We start from the raw sequence: 21,016 nt of genomic DNA on the forward strand, positions 1-21,016 counted from the left end.
ATTTGGCATGGTTTGTGCTGTATATATTTGTGCTGTATATAAATGATATAAAAATTGAATTGGGGGTTTTAAAATGAAAAAAATGCTTATAGCTCTGTTAAAAGCAGAAGTAAAGCCAGCTTTAGGATGTACAGAGCCAGTTGCAGTAGCACTAGCTTGTGCCAAAGCTAAGGAACTATTAGGAGAAGAAATAGTTAAATGTAATATATTTGTAAGCCCTGATGTATATAAAAATGGTATGTGCGTTGGAATACCTGGAACAACAAGATTAGGTCTTAAAATAGCAGCTGCTATGGGGCTTAATGGAGGAGATTCTGAACTTGGTCTTAGAGTATTAGAAAAATTAGGAGAAAAAGAAGTTGAAATATCAGAAAAATTCATGGATCAAAATATGGTTAAAATATCTCCTATAGAAACTAAGGAAAATATTTACATAGAAGTTAATCTAAAAGGAAAAGAAAATACATCACAGACTATAATAATGACTAAACATGATAAATTTGTTCATCTTCAAAAAAATGATTGTATACTATTAAATAGAGAAATAAGCTTAGATGTAGAATATGCACGCATTGATAGTCCAATAGCTAAGCTTACAATCAAAGAATTAATTCAAGAAATAGAAAAAATGAATGAATCAGATTTAGACTTCTTATTAGAAGGTATAGATATGAACATAGATATGGCAAACGTTGCTATGGATGATAAGGTAGGTATTGGTGTAGGATATGGAATTAAAAGAGCTATAGAAGACAAAATTCTTTCAGATGACCTTATGAACAAGGCAATGATGTTAACAGCGGCAGCTTCTGATGCTAGAATGATGGGAGTTAATAAGCCTGTTATGAGTTCTAATGGAAGTGGAAATCATGGACTTACAGCTATACTTCCAATAGCTGCTTATAATAAAATATATCCTCAAACAAAAGAAAAATTATCAAAAGCATTAGCTATAAGTCATTTGGTTACAGCTTATATAAAGAATTATACAGGAAGATTATCTGCGGTTTGTGGATGTGGAGTAGCAGCATCGACAGGTTCAGCAGCAGCTATAACTTGGCTTATGGATGGAACTTATGATCAAATAGATGGAGCAATTGACAATATGATTGCAAACTTAACTGGTATGATATGTGATGGTGCAAAGGCTGGATGTGCTCTGAAGCTTGCGTCAGCTGCATCTGCGGCTGTTCAAAGTGCTGTAATAGCAAAATACAACTGTGTAGTACCAGCACTTAGCGGAATCGTAGGAAATAAAGTTGAAGAAAGTATAAGAAATTTAGGAAAAGTTAGTTCGCAGGGGATGGCAATAACAAATGAGATTATAATAAAAGTTATGGACGATATGAATAACAACTCCTCTAGGAGGTGATTTTAGTGCAAAAAAAGTTCCTGATATCAGGAACTTTTTTAACTTCGCATAATGTACGTTATTACTAGTTTTTATCTTTACAATCAAGGTAAATTGCACTATATAATTCAATGGTCTTAGTTATTAATCTTAACTTTTTTATACAGATTTAAGAGAATTATAATGTCCTTAAAAATAAAAAAAAACAGACAGCTATTCTAACTATCTGGGCTAAATATCATAAAGAATATTATATATAGCATGTCTAGGTAAATTATGAGTTATATCTCCCACCGTAAATGATATAATCGGAGAACCTTCTGATTCAAACCACTGTAGAATTTGTTGTATCTGTAGCTGTGTCAGTTCATCTTTTGGTACTATTAAAGAATTTCCATCAATAAAATTTATCTTTATTGACATAGATATACTTCCTTTCTGCATAGTATTTCGATTTAATATATATTATTTAAACACATACTAAATTGTTCCCACAATGAATCGTATTAATTCTTACCTTTTATATTTTACCATAATAACTTTTTTTTCCAATATATATTGTTTAATTTTTATTTAAAATTTGTATACCATTAACGAAATAGCAAAAACTAATATGATGTCTATAATCAGATAAATACATAAAGAATAAGTTTATATATCTTGATATTATTTTACTTATATTTATAATAATTTTTAATCAGAAAGAAGGATATTATATGCATATTTACAATATAACAAAAAATATAGTTTATGATAATTTACAAAACATCGACTTGCATAGTAAAGACTTCAAATATTTTGTTATTTGTACATCTGATGAAATAATAAGCTTTCAAAATATCTTCAATTTCGATGATGAAACGATTCAAGAATGCCTCAATATTGATGAAAATATAAGATTTGAGATTTTTGATAATTATGATTTTATCAGTTTAAATTATTTTGATGTAGTAAATGAAACAATAGAATTAGAAGAAGTTAATTTATATATAGGACATAATTATATTATTTTAGTGGGACTAAATAAAACTAAAATAATAAATGAAATAGAAAATTATATAAATAATAGAATCCAAACAATAAAAAATACTGAAGATATACTAAATAAAATATATTTTTGGATATTTGATTATATCCTAAAAAAACTGTTTTACTCTTTACAAGAACTTGAAGATATTATCCAAGAATTAGAACATGAAATTATAATCAATACGCACAAAGATCACTTTTTGCAAATTAATAAAATAAGAGAGCAGCTAAATAAAACACTTAAACATATCCGCCCTCTTCTTTATATTGGAGATCAATTTTTAGTTAATGAAAATAAATTTATTTCAAAAAATAATTTAAGATTTTTTAAAAGTATAGACACACGTATAAATAAGCTACTAGATTTTACATGTTATTTAAAAGATATAGCTGACAAACTAATTTATTTATATGATTCCAGTATATCTACAAAAACTAATGATATCGCTACAAAATTAACTATTATAGCTGTGTTTTTTGCCCCACTTACAGTAATAACAGGACTATATGGTATGAATTTCAGATATATGCCTGAGCTCAATTGGGTTTATGGATATCCTGTGATATTAATTTCTATGTTTTTAATAATCATAGTCCTTTATATTATATTTAAAAGAAAAAAGTGGATTTAAAATCACAACATATTTATTTAACTTCATTACTATAAGTTCTCACCTTGTTACCAAGCTTCTTGGCAACGACTTGGGTTGGACTTTTATCAACTAGCAAATAATAACTTAGTTAAGCACATACTAAACCATTCTTTCGATAACATTTTTTCCCAATATATATTGTTTTATTTTCCCATAAATGTTATAATTCTGTTAAGGTGTTACAATTTATCACCTAGTGAGCATATGTAACGCAAGGAGGAATTTAATGACAAACAATAGCAATAGAGAACTAATAAAAGTCTCATACTATTATTATAAAAAAGGATTAACTCAAGCTGAAATAGCAAAAAAAATGCTTATCTCTAGACAAAAAGTGAATAGATTATTAAAGAAAGCTCTTAATGAAAATATAGTTCAAATTCAAATCGTAGATGTGAACAAATATAATTTTGATCTTGAATCAAAGCTAGAAGAAAAATTCAATCTATCTCAAAGCGTTGTAGTTTCTTCTATAGATGAAAAAAGTATAACTAGAAGTCTAGGTATAGCTGGTGCTGAGTATTTAGAAAAAACACTTGCAAAAGGAGATACTATAGGTGTTACACTTGGGAAAACATTATCTGAAGTTGCCAATAGACTATCCTTTAATACTAAATTACAAATATCTGCCGTTCAGCTAATAGGAGGACTCAATATAGAGTATTCAGCTTTAAAACCAGATGAAATAACTAGAACTATTGCAGAAAAATTAGGTGGCAACCCTTATTTATTATATGCTCCTGCTATAGTAGAGAATAAAGAAACCAAAGATGCAATAGTTTCTGACGAAATCTTTAAAACTACTATTAAAAATATGGAAAAATGCAATATTATAATGGCTGGTATAGGAGAATTAAATTCAGATAGTACTATATACTTTAACGAAGAATACACAAATCACCTTATATCTCGTGAATGCGTTGGAGATATTGGGTTTAGATGGTATAACAAATTTGGAGAACCTGTGGATCATGATTATACTGATAAGACTATAGGATATAACATACTTGAAAATAAGTCTGATGCTCTAGTTATAGGAGTAGCAGGTGGTAAGTACAAGTATGAATCTATATTAGCTGCATTAAAAGGCAACTACCTAGATGTTCTTATAACAGATGCAGATACAGCAGTACGATTAATTGAATAGTACAGCTTAATAAAACGGACACTCAATTACTTTCACAACCACCTGTAATTAAGTGTCCGTTTTTTGTATATATATATGAAAGGAGGGATTTATTTGATATTTCAAGACGAAAGAGAACAGATTATCGAATATGGGAAAAAATTAATTCAAAGCAACTTAACTAAAGGAACAGGAGGTAATATCAGTATATTTATAAGAGATAAAAAATTAATGGCTATAACTCCAAGCGGAATTGACTATTTTAAATTAAAGCCAGAAGACATTATAATAATGGACCTTGATGGAAGTATCGTTGATGGAACTCAAAAGCCATCTAGTGAATATTCCATGCACCAGATATTTTATAAAAACAGAGATGATATTAACTCAGTTGTTCATGTGCACTCTACCTACTCCACTACTTTAGCTTGTATGAATTGGGATTTACCTGCTCTAAATTATCTAGTAGCTGTTTCAGGGGGAAACAATGTTAGATGCGCAAAGTATGCAACCTTTGGAACTAAAGAGCTTGCAGAAAATGCATTTGAAGCTATGAAAGACAGATACGGTGTATTTTTAGCAAACCACGGTCTATTAACAGGTGCAAAGGACTTGCCTAATGCTTTTAGTAAAGCAGAAGAAATTGAATTTTGTGCTGAATTATATTGCCGCTGTAAGTCTTTAGGTCAACCTAAGATACTTTCAGATGAAGAGATGAATAAAATGTTAGTTCTGTTTCAAAGCTATGGCCAAGTCAAAAATTCGTCTAGTCGCTAACTCGCTGACTCATGTCGCCAACGATCCCTATCGGGCTCCGTTGCTCAAAAATAGTTGATGCTGTAGTGTTTTAATCAATATTATTCATAGCTTTAAAATTATATATTTTTAATTTAGGAGGGAATAGAATGAGTAAAATAGGAACAGATAAAAAAAGTAGTTTTAAAGGATTATTACCTTTGATATTTTTCTTATTATTATTTATGGGAACAGGAATTATAACAGGCAACTTTACTAATATGCCGCTTCTATTAGCTTTTATCCTTGCTTCTGCATTTGCTTTACTACTTGATAAAGAAGGTTCAAAAACATCTTTATCTGATAAAATCGATATTTTTTCTAAGTCTGGTGGAGATTCAACTATTATCTTAATGGTAGTTATATTCTTATTAGCTGGAGCTTTTTACTCTATAGCAGATGCTATGGGTGCTGTTAGTTCCATGGTAAACCTTGGATTAAGTATATTACCTGCAAATATGTTATTACCAGGATTATTTATGGTTGGATGTATTTTATCTTTCTCTATGGGTACTTCAATGGGAACTATAACTGCACTTGCTCCTATAGGTGTAGGTATAGCTCAGCAAACAGGTCTTAGCTTACCTCTAGTTTTAGGAACTGTTATAGGTAGTGCTTTGTTTGGAGACAATTTATCATTTATATCAGATACAACAATAGCTGCTACAAGAACTCAAGGTGTAGAGCTTAGAGATAAATTTAAATCAAATGGATTGATAGTTTTACCTGCTGTTGTAACTACTCTTGTAATTTTAACATTCTTATCTGGTGGAAATGCAAATTTAGAAACTTATGAGTATTCCATAGTTAGAATAGTCCCTTACTTTGCTATTATAATTAGTGCATTAATAGGTTTAAACGTTATGGTTGTTTTAGGAATCGGTATAGGATCTGGTGCATTAATAGGACTTTTCATGGGTGACTTTACTGTAGTTGAGCTATTCGGTGTATTACAAAGAGGAATGGGATGGATGGAAGATCTAGCTATAATATCTGTTGTAGTAGGTGGACTTGTTGGTCTTATGAATTACTACGGAGGAATCAACTATCTATTAGAAAAAGTTACATCTAAGGTTAAAACAGCAAAAGGTGCTCAATTAGGAATAGCTGCACTAGTTAGTTTAATAGATATAGCTACTACTAACAACACTATATCTATAATTACAGCAGGACCATTAGCAAAAGATTTATCAAAGGAATATGATATAGACCCAAGAAGAACTGCAAGTATTTTAGACATATTCTCATCTGCATTCCAAGGTATAATCCCTTACGGAGGACAATTCTTATTAGCTGCAGGAATTGGTCAAATATCACCTGTTGAAATAGTACCTTATTCAATATATTCATTCTTAATGATAGTGTTTGGATTAGCAGCAATTATGTTCAACTTCCCTAGAATGAAAAAATAACATAAACAACACAGAAAGGAAGGACTATATGGAACGAGTAGATAAAGACTTAGCTTTCATGCTTAGATACGAAAATGTAGCTTGGTATGATAATAAAAAAGTAAGAATATTAGATAGAAGAATTTATCCAACAGAGGTAAAATTCGTTACATGTGATAACCACAAAGAGGTTGCTAAAGCTATAGCAGATATGGTAACTCAAAGTGCTGGTCCCTATACCGCTGCAGGTATGGGGATGGCACTTGCAGCTCACGAATGCAGCAGCTTATCTTATAAAGATCAAATAAATTATTTAGAAGATGCAGCTTTCACACTTGCAAACGCAAGACCTACAACTGCAAATCGTATGACTTTGGTTGTTCAGGGGTGTTTGAGGGTTGCTAAGACTGCCATGGAAAATGGAAATAAAGTTGATGAAGCTATTTTTGAGCATACAGTTAAATCTATGAACAACCGCTACTCTAGAATAGGAACAGTAGCAAAATATCTAGTAGATATGTTCCCTCAAAACGGAAATATAATGACTCAATGCTTCGGAGAGACAATAATAGGTATGATGCTAAAAGAAGCAAAATCGAGAAATAATAACATCAAACTATTTTGTCCAGAAACAAGACCATACCTACAAGGAGCTAGACTTACTGCAAGCGTAGGTTATGATCAAGGATTTGATGTTACTGTAATAACAGACAATATGCCTGCCTTTACTATGCAGAATAAGAATATAGATTTATTTACATCAGCAGCAGATTCAATTTGCTTAGACGGACATATAGTAAATAAAGTTGGAACACTTCAAATAGCTATAGCAGCTAAATACTTTAAGATTCCATACTTCGTAACAGGAATCCCAGACAAAGACTACACTAACATATCACAAGTTAAAATCGAAGAAAGAGATCCGAGTCAAGTACTAGAATTCAGAGGAATTAAAAACACCATGGATGGAGTTAAAGGATACTACCCTTCTTTTGATATTACACCTCCTAGCTTAGTAAGCGGTGTAGTAACAGATAAGGGAATACTTAGTCCTTATGATTTAAACAGATATTTTGAATCCGAAGTAGAAAACTATTATTAAAATTATAGATAAAGCGAAACTTAAGGGGTGAATACATTGTCTAGATTTAACTCACATTTTAGAATGAATATAGAAGATGCTGTACTATATGCAAAAGAAAAGCTGGATATATTCGACGAAAATGCCAATCTCGAAGCAGAAGAAATTGGAGATGGAAATATAAACTATGTATTTAAAGTATGGGATATAGATACAAAAAAATCAGTAATAATAAAACATGCTGATGTAGTTATTAGATCTTCAGGAAATCCTCTAGATATAGATAGAAATAGAATTGAAGCTGAAGTTTTAATGCTTCAATCAGATCTAGCTCCAGGATTGGTTCCAAAAGTATATAAATACGACCCTATAATGTGTACTCTATCAATGGAGGACATATCTGATCACATAAACCTAAGAAAAGAACTTTTAAAAAGAAAGACATTCCCAAAACTAGCAGATCATATAACGACATTCATAGTTAATACACTCTTACCTACTACAGACCTAGTAATGAATTCAGCTAATAAGAAAGATAACGTAAAAAAATTCATCAATAAAGAACTTTGTAAAATATCAGAAGATCTAGTATTCACAGAGCCATATATAGACTATAAAGGAAGAAACATAATATTAGAAGAAAATATAGACTTCGTAAAAAAAGAACTATATGAAGATAAAGAATTAATACTTGAAGTTGGCAAGCTTAAAAACAACTTTATGAACAACGCTCAAGCTCTAATACATGGAGATTTACACTCAGGATCAATATTTGTAAATCAAGGTTCTACCAAAATATTAGATCCAGAATTTGCTTTCTACGGACCTATTGGATATGATCTTGGAAACGTAATCGGAAATCTATTCTTCGCATGGGCAAATAATATCGTTACTAATCATAACGATGATGTAGAAAAATTCACTTCATGGATTTCAAATACTATAAAAGACATAATATCTTTATTCAAGCAAAAATTTATAACACTATACAAAGAATCAGTAACAGATGTAATGGCAAAAGAAGAATATTATATGAATTGGTATTTAGACACTATCCTATCTGATACAGCTGGAACAGCAGGACTTGAAATAATAAGAAGAGTCGTTGGAGATTCAAAAGTTGCAGATATTACAGATATAAAAGATATAGATGAAAGAATCCATGCTGAAAGAATATTAATACTAGCAGCTAAATTATTTATAACTAATAGAGATTCTATCAAATCAGGAGATCAATACGTGAATATATTTAATACTACAGTCCACCATTATATCAAGGAGGCATGTAATGAATAGTTTCTATTATTATAATCCAACAGAATTAATCTTTGGAAAAGACTCTATCTCAAAAATAAAAGATCATATTCCTAAAACAGTAAAGAAAGTACTTCTTCACTACGGTAGAGACAGTATAAAAAAATCAGGTCTATATGATCAAGTAATAGATATATTAAAAAATAACAATATAGATATAATTGAACTTTCAGGAGTAACACCAAACCCAAAGCTATCTCTAGTAAAAGAAGGTATAAATCTTTGCAAAGATAATAATATAGACTTTATACTAGCTGTAGGAGGCGGAAGCGTTATAGACTCATCAAAAGCAATAGCCGCTGGAATATACTACGAAGGAGATGTATGGGATTTATTCACTAAAGACATAGAAGTAAAAAAAGCTATGCCAATAGGTGTAATACTAACAATCCCTGCAACAGGAAGTGAGAGCAGCTCAGCTACAATAATAACTAATGAGGATACACTTCAAAAACAAGGTCTAGAAAACGATCTTCTAAGACCTAAATTTGCAGTATTAAACCCAGAACTTACATTAACGCTACCGAGAAAACAGACATTTGCTGGTATAGTAGATATACTATCTCACGTTATGGAAAGATACTTTACTAATACTAAAGATGTTGAACTTACAGATACTCTATGTGAAGCTACAATGAGAACAGTAATAAACAATGCATATAAACTATTAAATGATCCTAATGACTACTGCGCAAGAGCTGAAATAATGCTAAGTGGAACCATGGCTCATAGCGGAATACTCGGCCTTGGAAGAGAAGAAGATTGGGCTAGCCATAGAATAGGTCACGAAATAACAGCTCTATACGGAACAACACACGGAATAACTTTATCAATAATACTTCCAGCATGGATGAGATATGTATATAAAGAAAACATTGAGAGATTCTCTAGATTTGCAAAGCAAGTATTCGGTATTGATCATAATAAAACACAAGAAGAAATAGCTCTCATTGGAATTCAAAAATTCGAAGATTTTTTAAAGGATATAGATATACCTACAAAATTACAAGATGAAAATATTCCTTGTGATAAATTCAGTGAAATGGCCAAGAAATGCACATCTTCAGGCCCTGTAGGAAGATTTGTTAAGATATATGAAGAAGATGTAATTAAAATATTAGAAATGGCAAGGTAAATTAAAATAAACCCCAAGAGATATATCTCTTGGGGCTTTTTATATCTAAAATATAGTTTCTATTTCATATTATCGTTTCTACCAATACCTAGAGCAACACTTACAAGCATAACAGCTAACATTGCAAATGCATAGAATACAAACGGTGTTACTTCCATTGCAGCTAACGGATGAATACTATCTCTTGTAAACCCTATAGTGTAAATAATAGCTGGTGTCCACGGCAGTGAATAAACCAATGTACACGAAGTTGCATCAAGAAGATTCGCTGTTCTATATGGACTAATACCATGCTTTCTTGAAAGAGGTTTTGCAAATGATGCTCCAACAGCAAGTATAGCCGGTGCATTTAATCCCATTAAAGCAGATAGAACTATTGTCATAAGCATAATAGACAACTCTGCTCCCTTTGCTCCTTTAGCGATTTTACCAAGAGATTCAAGTAGCTTTATATCGCCATGGCCAGCTCTCATAATTGCTATAGATCCAAACAATAATATTGCCAACATAACAACTTGAATCATACTATTTATACCAGTATAAATAACACCATCAACAGTTCTATCAAGACCTGAACCTACAACTCTAAATAAAGCCTTTTTAGTTACCTCTTGACCTGGATCTATCTGAATAAAATCTATTAATCCACACATTACTGCTGTAATACTTGCCAGTACAGTACCTATAGTAGTTGCTATAATAATATCACCTGATTTTATTGCAATCCATATCGTAATAGCAACAGGTACTAACATCCAAAGTGTCATAGAATTATACTCAATAGTTCCTACAGAAGCTACTTTCCCACTATAACTCATTCCATATATTATAATACCTATTAGTGTTATAACAGCCGCAGTAAGTGCATATTTAAGTCTAGACTTTACAACTCCAGGAACATCTACTCCTTGTGATGTAGCAGAACAAATTGTAGTATCAGAAACAGGTGCTAAGTTATCTCCAAAAGCAGCACCTGATACAATAGAACCTGCTAATAACGCTGGATGTGCACCTAATGCTATACCTGCAGGATATAAAACTCCCATACCTGCTGCAATAGTACCAAATCCAGTACCTGATGCAGTTGCAAATACAGCTGAAGAAATAAATGATACCACTATAAAAAATGTACCTTTAATACCAAGTGATGCTGACATACCTGCAATACCAGATGCAAGACCTGATTCTCTAAGAATTCTAGAAAAAACACCAGCAAATATCCAACATACTACAGGAATGATTGCTTCTTTACTAGCCATACCATTAATAATTACTTCACTATAAAGTTTTTTATCCTTTGCAAAGAAAAATGCTAAAATAAGCGCCATAAATGCAGGAATCCAAAGTGCTCCATTAGAAATAGAACCAGCTACAAATGTAGTCATAACAATAAGAACTATAAATACTATGAACGGTATAAAAGACATCCATTCCCCACCATAAAACTCAAGCTTCTTGTTATTGAACATAGTTCTCCCCCTTTACAACTTATTTTTGATGCCATATATACAGTATATGCTGTTATATATATATGAGTTCGTTTTAATTTTTGATCCTGATAATGCTTATATATTCTTTCAAAACTATAAATAACATAAATATATTAATCAAAAAAGTATAACAATCTAAAGTCTATACACATACTTATAAAGTAGTAATAGTAAAGGTTAGGTAACTATCAAAATATAAAAATAGTACAAATTCCTGTGTATAACTAGAAAAACAAAACAAAATTATTTGATAATTCTAATATTAAAACAAAATTATGTTGATAACTTAAATAATGATACACAATAATGTTGATATCGTGTTTGTATTTGAATTTTTGGGACAAACATTGTTTATTATTTTTCTGCATAAAAAATACCCATGTTTTTGAAAATAACATGGGTATAAATTCATATACTCTCTTCAATTAAAGTTTTTAAATAAGCATTAAAATGCATTATTGGATCTGAGAACTGCCTTAACTTAGATGCAAGTAAATCTAGTATATGTACTATTTCTTTATAGCTGTATTTATAAAGATTATTTAATATAATATTTATATTATTCTCTACATCTACTTCTTTTTTGCTTACAATATATTTATTCAACTCTTCTATATATAAAGATTTTTTTCTATCTAAAAGAAGCTTGTCTATATCCTTAGAATATATAAGACTTATTATCTCTTCTCCTTTTTCACTATGTTCATGATTTTCTTTAAAATCTGTAGTCATATCTTCTAATATAAATTCACTTAAAAGATATTCATGTTTATAATTTGCCCTGCATACAGTTTGATTGTGAAAAAAAGAAAAATAAAAGAAAGTCTTAATATTATCAAAAGCACTATGAATATAAGAAAAGCAGATACCGAATAAATCAACCATCTTATTTATATTAACTGTAAAATACTTTATCTTATTAAGCTTTCTAATCTGACCAATCAAATAAAGAGCTATTCTTTTCTCTATCTTAGAAAGTTTTTTAAATTCCATGCTGAAGCAGAACATAGGAATAACTACAATTCCCTTAGAACCTTTCTTAAATCCTTCTTTATATCCTTTTATCTCTATATCTCCTTCTTCATTTATAAATAAAAGATTATTATCTATGAATCTATTAATAGCTCTATATCCAGTAGCTCTAGAAGATGTATAAATATCTATCTTATTTATAACAGAGTTCATACTCTTTTCTTTTATTACCCCGTTGCTATTACATATCCTGCATAAGTTAATAAAATAATCTATCTGCTTAGATGTAAAGCTTCCATTTATTAAAGTTCTTAAAGTATCATAAGGTATAAGCGGCAAATTTCTCATAGCAAACCCTCCATTTATATATCTCTTATATCTATATATGAAATTTGAATATATAAATGGACATGCTTATTTTTATCTTTTATCTAAACCTATTATCTCCCAATTATTATTTAATTTAGGCTCAAGTACTCCATTTTTAACTTCCTTAATATATTTTATACAAAGATTTCTTATAAGTCCTTCTTTTTTCCCAAAAGCAGTTTTTGAATTCCAAAGGATAGAAAAGCTTCTTCCTTCTAATGCTCCTCCTTCTCTTATTAAGCTGGCCATTCTATAAGAGTTCATACCCAACTTTAACTTAGTATCATTCTCTATATTAGTAGTTCCATTTTCTAATTTTAAATCTACTATTCTATTTCCCATTTCCTTAGTTAAATCTATCTTATATGTGACTCCACCAAAGATATCATTAGTACTATACTTTGAAGCTCTTCTCTTAGGATTAAAACTAATTGTAACGTCACCTTCTTTTAAAGTATTAAAATAACCTGCTGCCCATTCCATATAATCCTTTAAATCCTTACCTGTGACTTCATAAACAGTAACTTCTCCACCAGTATACTGATAATTATAAGCTATATCCTTTTTCTTAATATCTCCTATATCAAGTCTAGCCTTATCATTATCTATACTTATTGATACAACATCAGCCTTACTATAATAAAGCTGAACCTCATGAAAAAAATTAACAAGAGGTGTAGGCTGAATTTGAACAGTCGGGATACCTTTTATCTCATCCTCTTCAACCATATTCATTCCTTTCAGCTGACCTATAACTTCATTAACATTTTTTCTAAGTATATTATGAAAGTATTCTAATTTTTTCTCTAAATATTTATTAGAAGGATAATTCTTAACATCTATAGTTTCAGATTTTTTATCTACTAATATAAATTTATCATCATCTTTTTCAAAGGTTAAATCAACCTTTGATATATTCATACCATATTTATATGGCTCCGTAATTAAAACTCCATTTATAATATTACTACTTACATTCTTATGCATATGACCTGCTATTATAACATCCAGTTCTGGACAAACATTAGCCACATCAATAACACCTGTTCCTGGAATATTATTTTCATTCTTTTCTCCCATATGCATAACTCCAACTAAAACATCAACTTTTCCTTTAAGTTCATCTATTATCTTTTTAGTTTCATCAATCGGCTGCTTAACAACTAAACCTTTTAAACGATCACTGTCCTTTTCAAACTCAACTATCATAGGAGTAGTCATACCTATGATACCCACTCTTACTCCATCTTTTTCAATTATCTTGTATCCTTCTAGATATCTCAAGCCATCTTCTTTATAAACATTCCCTGCAAGAGCAGTTCCTTTGAACTTAGATATTATTTTATCTAAAATTTCAGTTCCGAAATTAAACTCATGATTCCCCATTATCCAAGTATCATAACCCATCTCATTCATACTTATAACTATAGGATTTTCATCATATCTATTAAATGTTTCTACGAAGTTATCCTGAATAGAATCTCCACAATCAACTAATATAGTATTAGGATTTTCTTTTTTAAATTCCTCGACAGCACTATATATTTGAGTTAAACTTCCAGACTTATTCTCTGTATCAGAAGCATAATACCAAGGCATAAATCTACCATGAACATCAGAAGTACCTAGTATAGTTATATTAATTTTCTCCTTTTCATTAGCATTAGATCTTCTATAAAAAGGTTTCATAAAAAACCCTCCTAGTTAAAATTTACATTTCATACAGCATAATAACATATAAGTTGAAAATTGTATATTGTTTTACTATTTCCCCGGAAATATATTAATTATTGACATTATATTATTTTGAAATATTTAAAAAGGTCATATCCAACTAAAATGGTACCTATAGATAAGACTCTTAAAAAAAGTGCTTATTCTATAGGTATTTTTTTGTATAATGAAATAAGTATTGGAGGTTATATCGTGAGTAAAAAAACATTTTCAGAAAAAGATATTAAAATATTGAAAAAAAATCCAAATGTAAAACGCGTTAGCGCTTTAGCTATAACATACACTGATGATTTTAAAATTAAATTTATTGAAGAATACCTTGCTGGTAAGTTTCCAAAACAAATTTTTCAAGAAAATAACTTCGATATAGATATATTAGGTGATCGTAGAATCCAAAATTGTACATCAAGATGGAAAAAAGCTTATGAAAAAAATGGTATTATCGGACTCAATGATAGTAGAAAAATTTCTTCTGGAAGAACTTTAAAACGTACACTTTCCAAAGATGAAATTATACAAACTCAAAAATCTAAAATTGAATTACTGGAGGCTCAAATCGCTTTACTAAAAAAGCTCGATCAGAAAGAAAGGATGTTGATAAATAGAAAACAAAAAGTACAAAAAAGTGATATTTTTCAAATGATTTATGATGTAATTCAAAAATATAATTACAAAAATTTAACTCGATATTTTTGCAAACTCTTAGAGGTTTCTCGTTCTGGCTATTACAGCTTTTTAAAGTCTATCGCTAAAAGAAAAGAAAGAGAAAGTTCTGATGTTGAAATACAAAAAATCATATTAAAAGCATTTAATAGACGTGGATATAAGAAAGGGTCTCGCTCTATAAAAATGATTTTAGAAAATAAATTTAATATAAAGTATAGCAGAAAAAGAATTCAAAGAATCATGAGAAAATTCAACATAGTATGCCCTCATAGAAAATCTAATCCTTATAAGAAAATAGCAAAAGCTACAAGAGAACATACTGTAGTTCCTAATAAATTGAATAGAGAATTTAAACAAAACATTCCTGGTAAGGTTTTATTAACAGATATAACCTATTTATCATACGGAAAATCTCAAAGAGCTTATCTATCAACTGTAAAAGACAGTTCAACGAATGAAATTTTAGCATATCATGTATCAGATAGAATTACCCTAGATATTGCTACAACTACCATAACTAAGTTAACGAAAAAGAAAAAATCACTTTTACATGAAACTTCATTTGTTCATTCAGATCAAGGAAGTCATTATACTAGTCCACGTTTTCAAGCACTTTTGAAGAAATATAAATTAGGTCAATCTATGTCAAGAAGGGGAAATTGTTGGGATAATGCTCCGCAGGAATCTTTTTTTGGTCATTTAAAAGACGAAGTCGATTATAATTCATGTAATACTTTAGACGAAGTTAAATTCAAAACCAATCATTACATAACTTATTACAATAACTATCGTTATCAATGGAATTTAAAAAAGATGACTCCTATTCAATATAGAAATCATCTTCTTGCAGCTTAGTTATTTTTTTTATGTGTCCTTGACATAGGTACCATTTTACATTTCTACGTGCTTTTTTTCTTTCTTCTTTTCTTTTTTCATCATACGCTCTTTGTCTTCTCATATACTCATTATCATCTATTATTGTTTTGAGTTCCCTTTGTTCATGATCCTTTATATTAAGCATAGTAATTATTGTTTCATTCTTGAAATTATATTGCTTTCTCTCTACATTCCTGGTCTTACTCTCAGCATTTTTCTCTATAAGTAGTCTTTTAAACCTTGAATTAAACTCAAGCATCATTCTTTCAGCTTGTTTTGCCGCATCTTCAGGACTATCACCTATTAATAAACTCTGAATAGCAAAGTTTCTATATAAAAAGCATATTAGCTCACGATACCCATGGCAGCTATAGTCCCTAAGCTCCTGTATCTTCTCTAGATCTCCAAGTCTTGTTTGAAGTAAATTATACAAATTAAAAACATTATGTACTTTCTTCTTGCCTTTATTTTTCTTCTTTTGATTTTTCCACTTATCATACCAGTTAGGTAGTTCTGGCATCCATTGTTGTAGATCTCTAAGCTCATATAACTTGTCCTCATAAACTTTAGCTGTAACCATATTCATAGTCTTTGAGTTGTATGTATATAAAAATCTCGTTGAAGTAGTTAAGTTTACTGATTTATCAGCATTGAAATCACTTAGCTTATTGGATATTTCTTTTTGTATCCTTTTAGCTAATGCCTTTGCTTTATCAGTTGCATTAACTGGATATTTTATTTTATATGTAATATGAAAGTTGTTCCCTGTATAGATTATTGCAGATGGGCAAGGAATTATTGTTCCAAAGTATTCATATTCCATCATTTTAATAAACTCATCCTTAGTTAATTTATTAAAATATGATTTCTTATAATCTATATCTATCAATATATTAGTTATCTGTCCTATATTGCTATCAGAGCTATTTTCATAAGATTTATATGTATTTACACTGTAAAACAAGTTTACAGGTTCGAATTGACCTTCATTAAGTATTTGTTTAAGTCTTTTAAAACTTAATAATTCTTTTACTGTAAAACTTCTATATGCATATATAGGATTTGAATAATAATCTATGTAATTAAATATTTTTATATACTGCTCTAGTTTAACTCCAACTAACATATGCCTTAAAAATTTTTGAATTTCTTTTATTTCATTATCACTAAATTCTCTATTTATATGATTACTCTTTCGTAGTGCTTGCATAAAAAAAGTTCCCCTCATATTCATTAGGCGAACTCATAAAATCAATCTTTTATTATTTACACAATACATATATTGTTGCATATATGTCTATAATAATATATAATAATTTTATCAATAAAATTAAAAATGTTCATGATAAAGTTATTAAAGACTCATTTTATGAGTTCTTGCTTGGAAGAAGTTCCTAGGCCGCCAAACCTTGAAGGAACTTCTTTTTTATTTTTATTTATCTATAACTCATTATATTTAACTTTTTACAAATAATATTATATTAATTATACAATAAACTACTAAAAAAATCCTTTATTTTGTCATTTCTAATAAAATTTAATCGTTATCTATCATATCTTTCTACAAATTCAACCATAGCCTGAGCCAAAAGATCTTGTTGTTTAAAGTTACTATTCTTCTTAGCAAACTTTAAAAACTTCTCAAGTACACCCTCATATACCTTAAATGATCTGTTTTTAATTGATCCTTCCATTTTAGAAAAATCTATTTTAAGTTCAGGAATGTCTATTACATTACTTTCAAATTCATATTTCTTAACTGCTTCTATTGTATTTTTAATTTCTTGCTTTAAATCTATAAGCTCCAATATATCATTTTTAAAGTTCATTATATCTGATATTTGCTTTAAGTCATTTGCTTGTATTAACTTTGTATTTTCAGTGTTATAGTTATTTTCTTGTGATATAATATTCTTAGTATTTTTAGTTCTTTCATTAGGTGTTACTAAAGTATTACTTTTATCACTCTTCGACAGTGTTTCATTAGTATTACTTTGGTAACACTTTTTATTTTGCTCATATTTAAAACCTGCTCTTTTGAATCTATCTCTTACAGTTGAACTTGGTATTCCAATACTTTCACATATTTTACTTATAGATGATACTTCTTTTAATTTTTGATTAAAATAATCAATTTGTTCTAAAATATCAAGTTTATCAAACTCTTTTCTATCCAACTTCAATCCCCCCTAACTAAGTGTTTCTAAAGTATTACTTTTGTAACTCTATTATATGATAAAGAATATATACTTTCTACTTATTAAAAAATACTTATTGGTCAAAAGTTAGAAGGAAAAGTATTTAAAGGAGGAAGTATTTATGTTTAAGAATAATCAGTTGAAAACAACATCGGAATCTTTAAATTTTTCTATAGACAAATTAGAAGATACGTTATCAAATTATAAAGATTACTTATCAATAGATAAAAAGAAAGCTTTATTGAATAAAATTCAAGGATATAAATATTTGCACTTGGAAATTAAATTGCTATTAGGAAATGAAGAGATTTCAAAAGTGTTAGATGAATTAGAGGACCGCGATAGCGGCCAATTAAATAGAAATGCTTTGAATACATAGGAACTTTGGTCTTAGAGCTATACTAAGCAAGTCTTGGATTAATATTGCTTGAGAGACGAAGGAAATGTTAATTCAAGTCTTGCTGGGTTACTTGTTTAAAATAAATAGGAATAGGGTGAATGGGATTTTCAGTCTATTCCTATTTATTTTTGCGTGAGCTGTTGCCATGGCTCCTTACCAACTAAGCCCTAATTCATCACATCTAACATCACATTCAGTAAAGCAATTTCTAATATCAGCTTCCGTATTCATTTCACCGATTACATCATAAACTGTTTTTTCTAAATCATCAGCGTCTTTATATGGTACATAAAATATGTACTCATAGCCTTTGGGGTCTTGCTTCTCCATATTCTAATTAAACCTTAAGTCCTGCTCAATAGCTTCCCTAACTTTCATTTTTCGTCTTACAAATATGAAAATTTGTGCCATGGCTTTTTATAAAAAAACCTTAGTCTCAGCTTCGAAAGGAAATTATTTTGCCATGTCATATATAAATATTAGTTTGGTGGATAAAGCGACTACCTCAATCAGGCTAATTAGGCATCTCCTCGCAAAGCTCGTCAGCCTAAAATTAGCCTAGTGTATGATTAATTAAAGTGTCTCTATAGCTATAACCAAGGCTAGTCTTAAGCCTCTCCTAATCAAAGATTACTCAGCTTAACACTAGCCTAATTTCATGACTTTATTGATGGATTTGTTTTGCTATGATATCTTTCATAATATACCCTATTCAAAATGATTACCTTCTTATCTAATATCGTACATTATATAGAGTAAAAAGACTCCTATAAGGAGTCAGTTGCGTGTAGTCCTGTTAGTGTTTAAGCTTGACAGGTATTTTATCTATTTTTAGAAAGTGTAAAAATAAATTACATTTTATCAATTTTTTCAATAACTATTGGGATTTCGTATTTTTTACTATAATCAAATAAAAATTGTTCGAAATTTGATTTGATATCATAATCTACAACAACTGCCATATCATCATCATCTTCCATATAATAAAACGAGTGAGTAACTTTCTTATCTTCTATAATAAGACATGCAAAACAGAAATGGTCTAGTTTCATAAACTTCTCTATATCATCTACATCATCTACAATATAGAATGTGTCTTCTGAAAAATCAAGCTTTTGACATGTTTCATTTTTAAGGCGAAGAATTTCTTCTTTATCTAGTTTCAAAGCTTTAAAATGATTTTGATTTACTTTTAATATAAATGATTCAACATCAAAATCATGATAATCATCAATATGATATTCTAAGTTTCCATAGATTCCAAAAACTAATTTTTTATTTATAGAAAAAGCCTTAACAAATCTTGAAAAGTTCTTAAGGTTAAAAAGTTTATCTATTTTGATAGAAATTGTATTAGATAACATGATTAAAAACCGCCTTTGCTTAATAATATAATAGATATTTTAGATATTAATAGAAATTATTATAGGATTTATAATTTATTTCAATTGCCTATATTTACTTATAATTATAAACAAAAATCTTATAAATAGATATTTATAAGATTTTTGAAATCAATATTTTTTTAATAATCCCAATACCAATGATGGCTTGAACCTTTACCTAATCTATTAGCATTATCATGATAATGAGGAGGTTCTTTTTGCTTTGGATTACCCTTAACTGGTTGTTTATAATGAATATCTCCTATATGTTTATTTGTTTTCTTACCTCTAACTTTATACTTTCTAGTTCCATCGCGTCGGTTAACTTCGCAATCTCCTTTTTCTGTTCCTCTTTTTCCACCTACTTTTTCTAGTATTTCCTTCTCACTTCCTCCATGAGTCCAATTCTTTCCTTCTCTCATTGTTTTAGTTCCTAAATAATTTGCAACTTTTTCATACAGCCATGATCCTGCTTTGTAGAGAGCCCCACCTACTATAATTGCACCAGTAGCCAATAAAGCTACTTCTCCTATACCCGGAATCTCATACACAGCTATTATTGCTGCTCCTCCTGAAATACTTCTTTTACTTCTTCTTGGCTTAGAATCTTCTTCTATTTTTTCTAACATCTTTTCAAACTTAGCTATAACTTCTGGATCTTTTATTGCATCTGGATGATTAGGATCAAAAAACTCTTGAGGAATATATTCCATTTCATCAATATTTTCTAAATGAATATTTACTTCTTCATTATTAGATGGATTAACATCATAAGTATTTGCAAATACATTAGCAGTTGGAACAAAAAGCATTATAAGTGTTAATAACGTTGCTATAAATTGTTTTAACTTATTAAACATAATTTCAACTCCTCCATTATTTGTATAGTAAAAATAATATAGATATCTTCAGTTTCAAATGGCCATTTAAATACTTAATAAAATATCCTTTACAGAAATAAAGACAAATGAAATTCAAAAAAGTTTCAACTTTTTTATATTTTTTTGAAACTTTTTCCGTTTTAATTTGTCTTTATTTGTAGAAAGAGAAA

General features: G+C 29.4%; 19 protein-coding genes. 10 read left to right on the plus strand and 9 right to left on the minus strand.

The window, feature by feature from the left end:
- Positions 1 to 73 precede the first annotated feature (73 nt).
- On the plus strand, positions 74 to 1,372 hold the full coding sequence (locus M2214_RS15655; RefSeq protein WP_248480859.1) for an L-cysteine desulfidase family protein: 1,299 nt from the start codon (positions 74 to 76) through the stop codon (positions 1,370 to 1,372).
- Positions 1,373 to 1,582: 210 nt separating this feature from the next.
- Here M2214_RS15655 and M2214_RS15660 read toward each other — a convergent pair whose 3' ends face one another.
- Positions 1,583 to 1,774, minus strand: coding sequence for a hypothetical protein (locus M2214_RS15660; protein ID WP_248480861.1), 192 nt, complete (start codon positions 1,772 to 1,774; stop codon positions 1,583 to 1,585).
- A 293-nt stretch (positions 1,775 to 2,067) separates the two neighbouring features.
- Between M2214_RS15660 and M2214_RS15665 the strand changes: the two genes are divergently transcribed.
- The 7 genes from M2214_RS15665 (at position 2,068) to M2214_RS15695 (ending at position 9,875) form a co-directional block, all read left to right on the plus strand.
- Positions 2,068 to 3,012: a magnesium transporter CorA family protein gene (locus M2214_RS15665; protein WP_248480863.1), complete on the plus strand. Its 945-nt coding sequence runs from the start codon at positions 2,068 to 2,070 to the stop codon at positions 3,010 to 3,012.
- 247 nt (positions 3,013 to 3,259) lie between these two features.
- Positions 3,260 to 4,180 (plus strand): sugar-binding transcriptional regulator, encoded by a 921-nt coding sequence (locus M2214_RS15670; protein WP_248480865.1) that lies wholly within the window; start codon positions 3,260 to 3,262, stop codon positions 4,178 to 4,180.
- Positions 4,181 to 4,273: 93 nt separating this feature from the next.
- On the plus strand, positions 4,274 to 4,936 hold the full coding sequence (locus M2214_RS15675) for an L-fuculose-phosphate aldolase (protein WP_248480867.1): 663 nt from the start codon (positions 4,274 to 4,276) through the stop codon (positions 4,934 to 4,936).
- Between the two features lie 128 nt (positions 4,937 to 5,064).
- Positions 5,065 to 6,366 carry a Na+/H+ antiporter NhaC family protein gene (locus M2214_RS15680; protein ID WP_248480869.1) on the plus strand — a complete coding sequence of 434 codons (1,302 nt, stop codon included), beginning with the start codon at positions 5,065 to 5,067 and terminating at the stop codon, positions 6,364 to 6,366.
- 28 nt (positions 6,367 to 6,394) lie between these two features.
- On the plus strand, positions 6,395 to 7,447 hold the full coding sequence (locus M2214_RS15685; protein ID WP_248480871.1) for an S-methyl-5-thioribose-1-phosphate isomerase: 1,053 nt from the start codon (positions 6,395 to 6,397) through the stop codon (positions 7,445 to 7,447).
- Positions 7,448 to 7,483: 36 nt separating this feature from the next.
- Positions 7,484 to 8,722 (plus strand): S-methyl-5-thioribose kinase, encoded by a 1,239-nt coding sequence (gene mtnK / locus M2214_RS15690; RefSeq protein ID WP_248480873.1) that lies wholly within the window; start codon positions 7,484 to 7,486, stop codon positions 8,720 to 8,722.
- Positions 8,715 to 9,875 (plus strand): iron-containing alcohol dehydrogenase, encoded by a 1,161-nt coding sequence (locus M2214_RS15695; protein ID WP_248480875.1) that lies wholly within the window; start codon positions 8,715 to 8,717, stop codon positions 9,873 to 9,875. The genes mtnK and M2214_RS15695 overlap by 8 nt, the downstream gene beginning before the upstream one ends.
- Before the next feature lie 59 nt (positions 9,876 to 9,934).
- On the opposite strand, the gene M2214_RS15700 is transcribed toward M2214_RS15695, so the two are convergent.
- The 3 genes from M2214_RS15700 to M2214_RS15710 all read right to left on the minus strand — a co-directional run bounded on the left by M2214_RS15700 (position 9,935) and on the right by M2214_RS15710 (position 14,395).
- A complete protein-coding gene (locus M2214_RS15700) occupies positions 9,935 to 11,344 on the minus strand; it encodes a Na+/H+ antiporter NhaC family protein (RefSeq protein WP_248480877.1) in 1,410 nt (469 codons plus the stop codon).
- A 429-nt stretch (positions 11,345 to 11,773) separates the two neighbouring features.
- Positions 11,774 to 12,685 carry a hypothetical protein gene (locus tag M2214_RS15705; protein WP_248480879.1) on the minus strand — a complete coding sequence of 304 codons (912 nt, stop codon included), beginning with the start codon at positions 12,683 to 12,685 and terminating at the stop codon, positions 11,774 to 11,776.
- A gap of 72 nt (positions 12,686 to 12,757) precedes the next feature.
- Complete coding sequence (locus tag M2214_RS15710) at positions 12,758 to 14,395, minus strand: bifunctional metallophosphatase/5'-nucleotidase (protein ID WP_248480881.1); 1,638 nt, start codon at positions 14,393 to 14,395, stop codon at positions 12,758 to 12,760.
- A 237-nt stretch (positions 14,396 to 14,632) separates the two neighbouring features.
- On the opposite strand from M2214_RS15710, the gene M2214_RS15715 reads away from it, so the two are divergent.
- Complete coding sequence (locus M2214_RS15715) at positions 14,633 to 15,961, plus strand: IS3 family transposase (RefSeq protein WP_248480883.1); 1,329 nt, start codon at positions 14,633 to 14,635, stop codon at positions 15,959 to 15,961.
- Here M2214_RS15715 and M2214_RS15720 read toward each other — a convergent pair.
- Positions 15,927 to 17,192 (minus strand): hypothetical protein, encoded by a 1,266-nt coding sequence (locus tag M2214_RS15720; RefSeq protein ID WP_248480885.1) that lies wholly within the window; start codon positions 17,190 to 17,192, stop codon positions 15,927 to 15,929. The genes M2214_RS15715 and M2214_RS15720 overlap by 35 nt on opposite strands.
- A gap of 334 nt (positions 17,193 to 17,526) precedes the next feature.
- Positions 17,527 to 18,159, minus strand: coding sequence for a hypothetical protein (locus M2214_RS15725; RefSeq protein ID WP_248480887.1), 633 nt, complete (start codon positions 18,157 to 18,159; stop codon positions 17,527 to 17,529).
- Between the two features lie 142 nt (positions 18,160 to 18,301).
- On the opposite strand from M2214_RS15725, the gene M2214_RS15730 reads away from it, so the two are divergent.
- On the plus strand, positions 18,302 to 18,559 hold the full coding sequence (locus M2214_RS15730; protein ID WP_248480889.1) for a hypothetical protein: 258 nt from the start codon (positions 18,302 to 18,304) through the stop codon (positions 18,557 to 18,559).
- A 174-nt stretch (positions 18,560 to 18,733) separates the two neighbouring features.
- On the opposite strand, the gene M2214_RS15735 is transcribed toward M2214_RS15730, so the two are convergent.
- The 3 genes from M2214_RS15735 to M2214_RS15745 all read right to left on the minus strand — a co-directional run bounded on the left by M2214_RS15735 (position 18,734) and on the right by M2214_RS15745 (position 20,825).
- Positions 18,734 to 18,910, minus strand: a complete 177-nt coding sequence (locus tag M2214_RS15735; protein ID WP_248480891.1) for a hypothetical protein — start codon at positions 18,908 to 18,910, stop codon at positions 18,734 to 18,736.
- 521 nt (positions 18,911 to 19,431) lie between these two features.
- Entirely contained in the window at positions 19,432 to 19,944 is a 513-nt protein-coding gene (locus M2214_RS15740; protein ID WP_248480893.1) for a hypothetical protein, read from the minus strand.
- Positions 19,945 to 20,105: 161 nt separating this feature from the next.
- Positions 20,106 to 20,825, minus strand: coding sequence for a hypothetical protein (locus M2214_RS15745; RefSeq protein ID WP_248480895.1), 720 nt, complete (start codon positions 20,823 to 20,825; stop codon positions 20,106 to 20,108).
- Between the last annotated feature and the right edge of the window lie 191 nt (positions 20,826 to 21,016).

The sequence above is a fragment of the Tepidibacter aestuarii genome, from assembly GCF_934924865.1.
GTDB lineage: Bacteria > Bacillota > Clostridia > Peptostreptococcales > Peptostreptococcaceae > Tepidibacter_A > Tepidibacter_A aestuarii.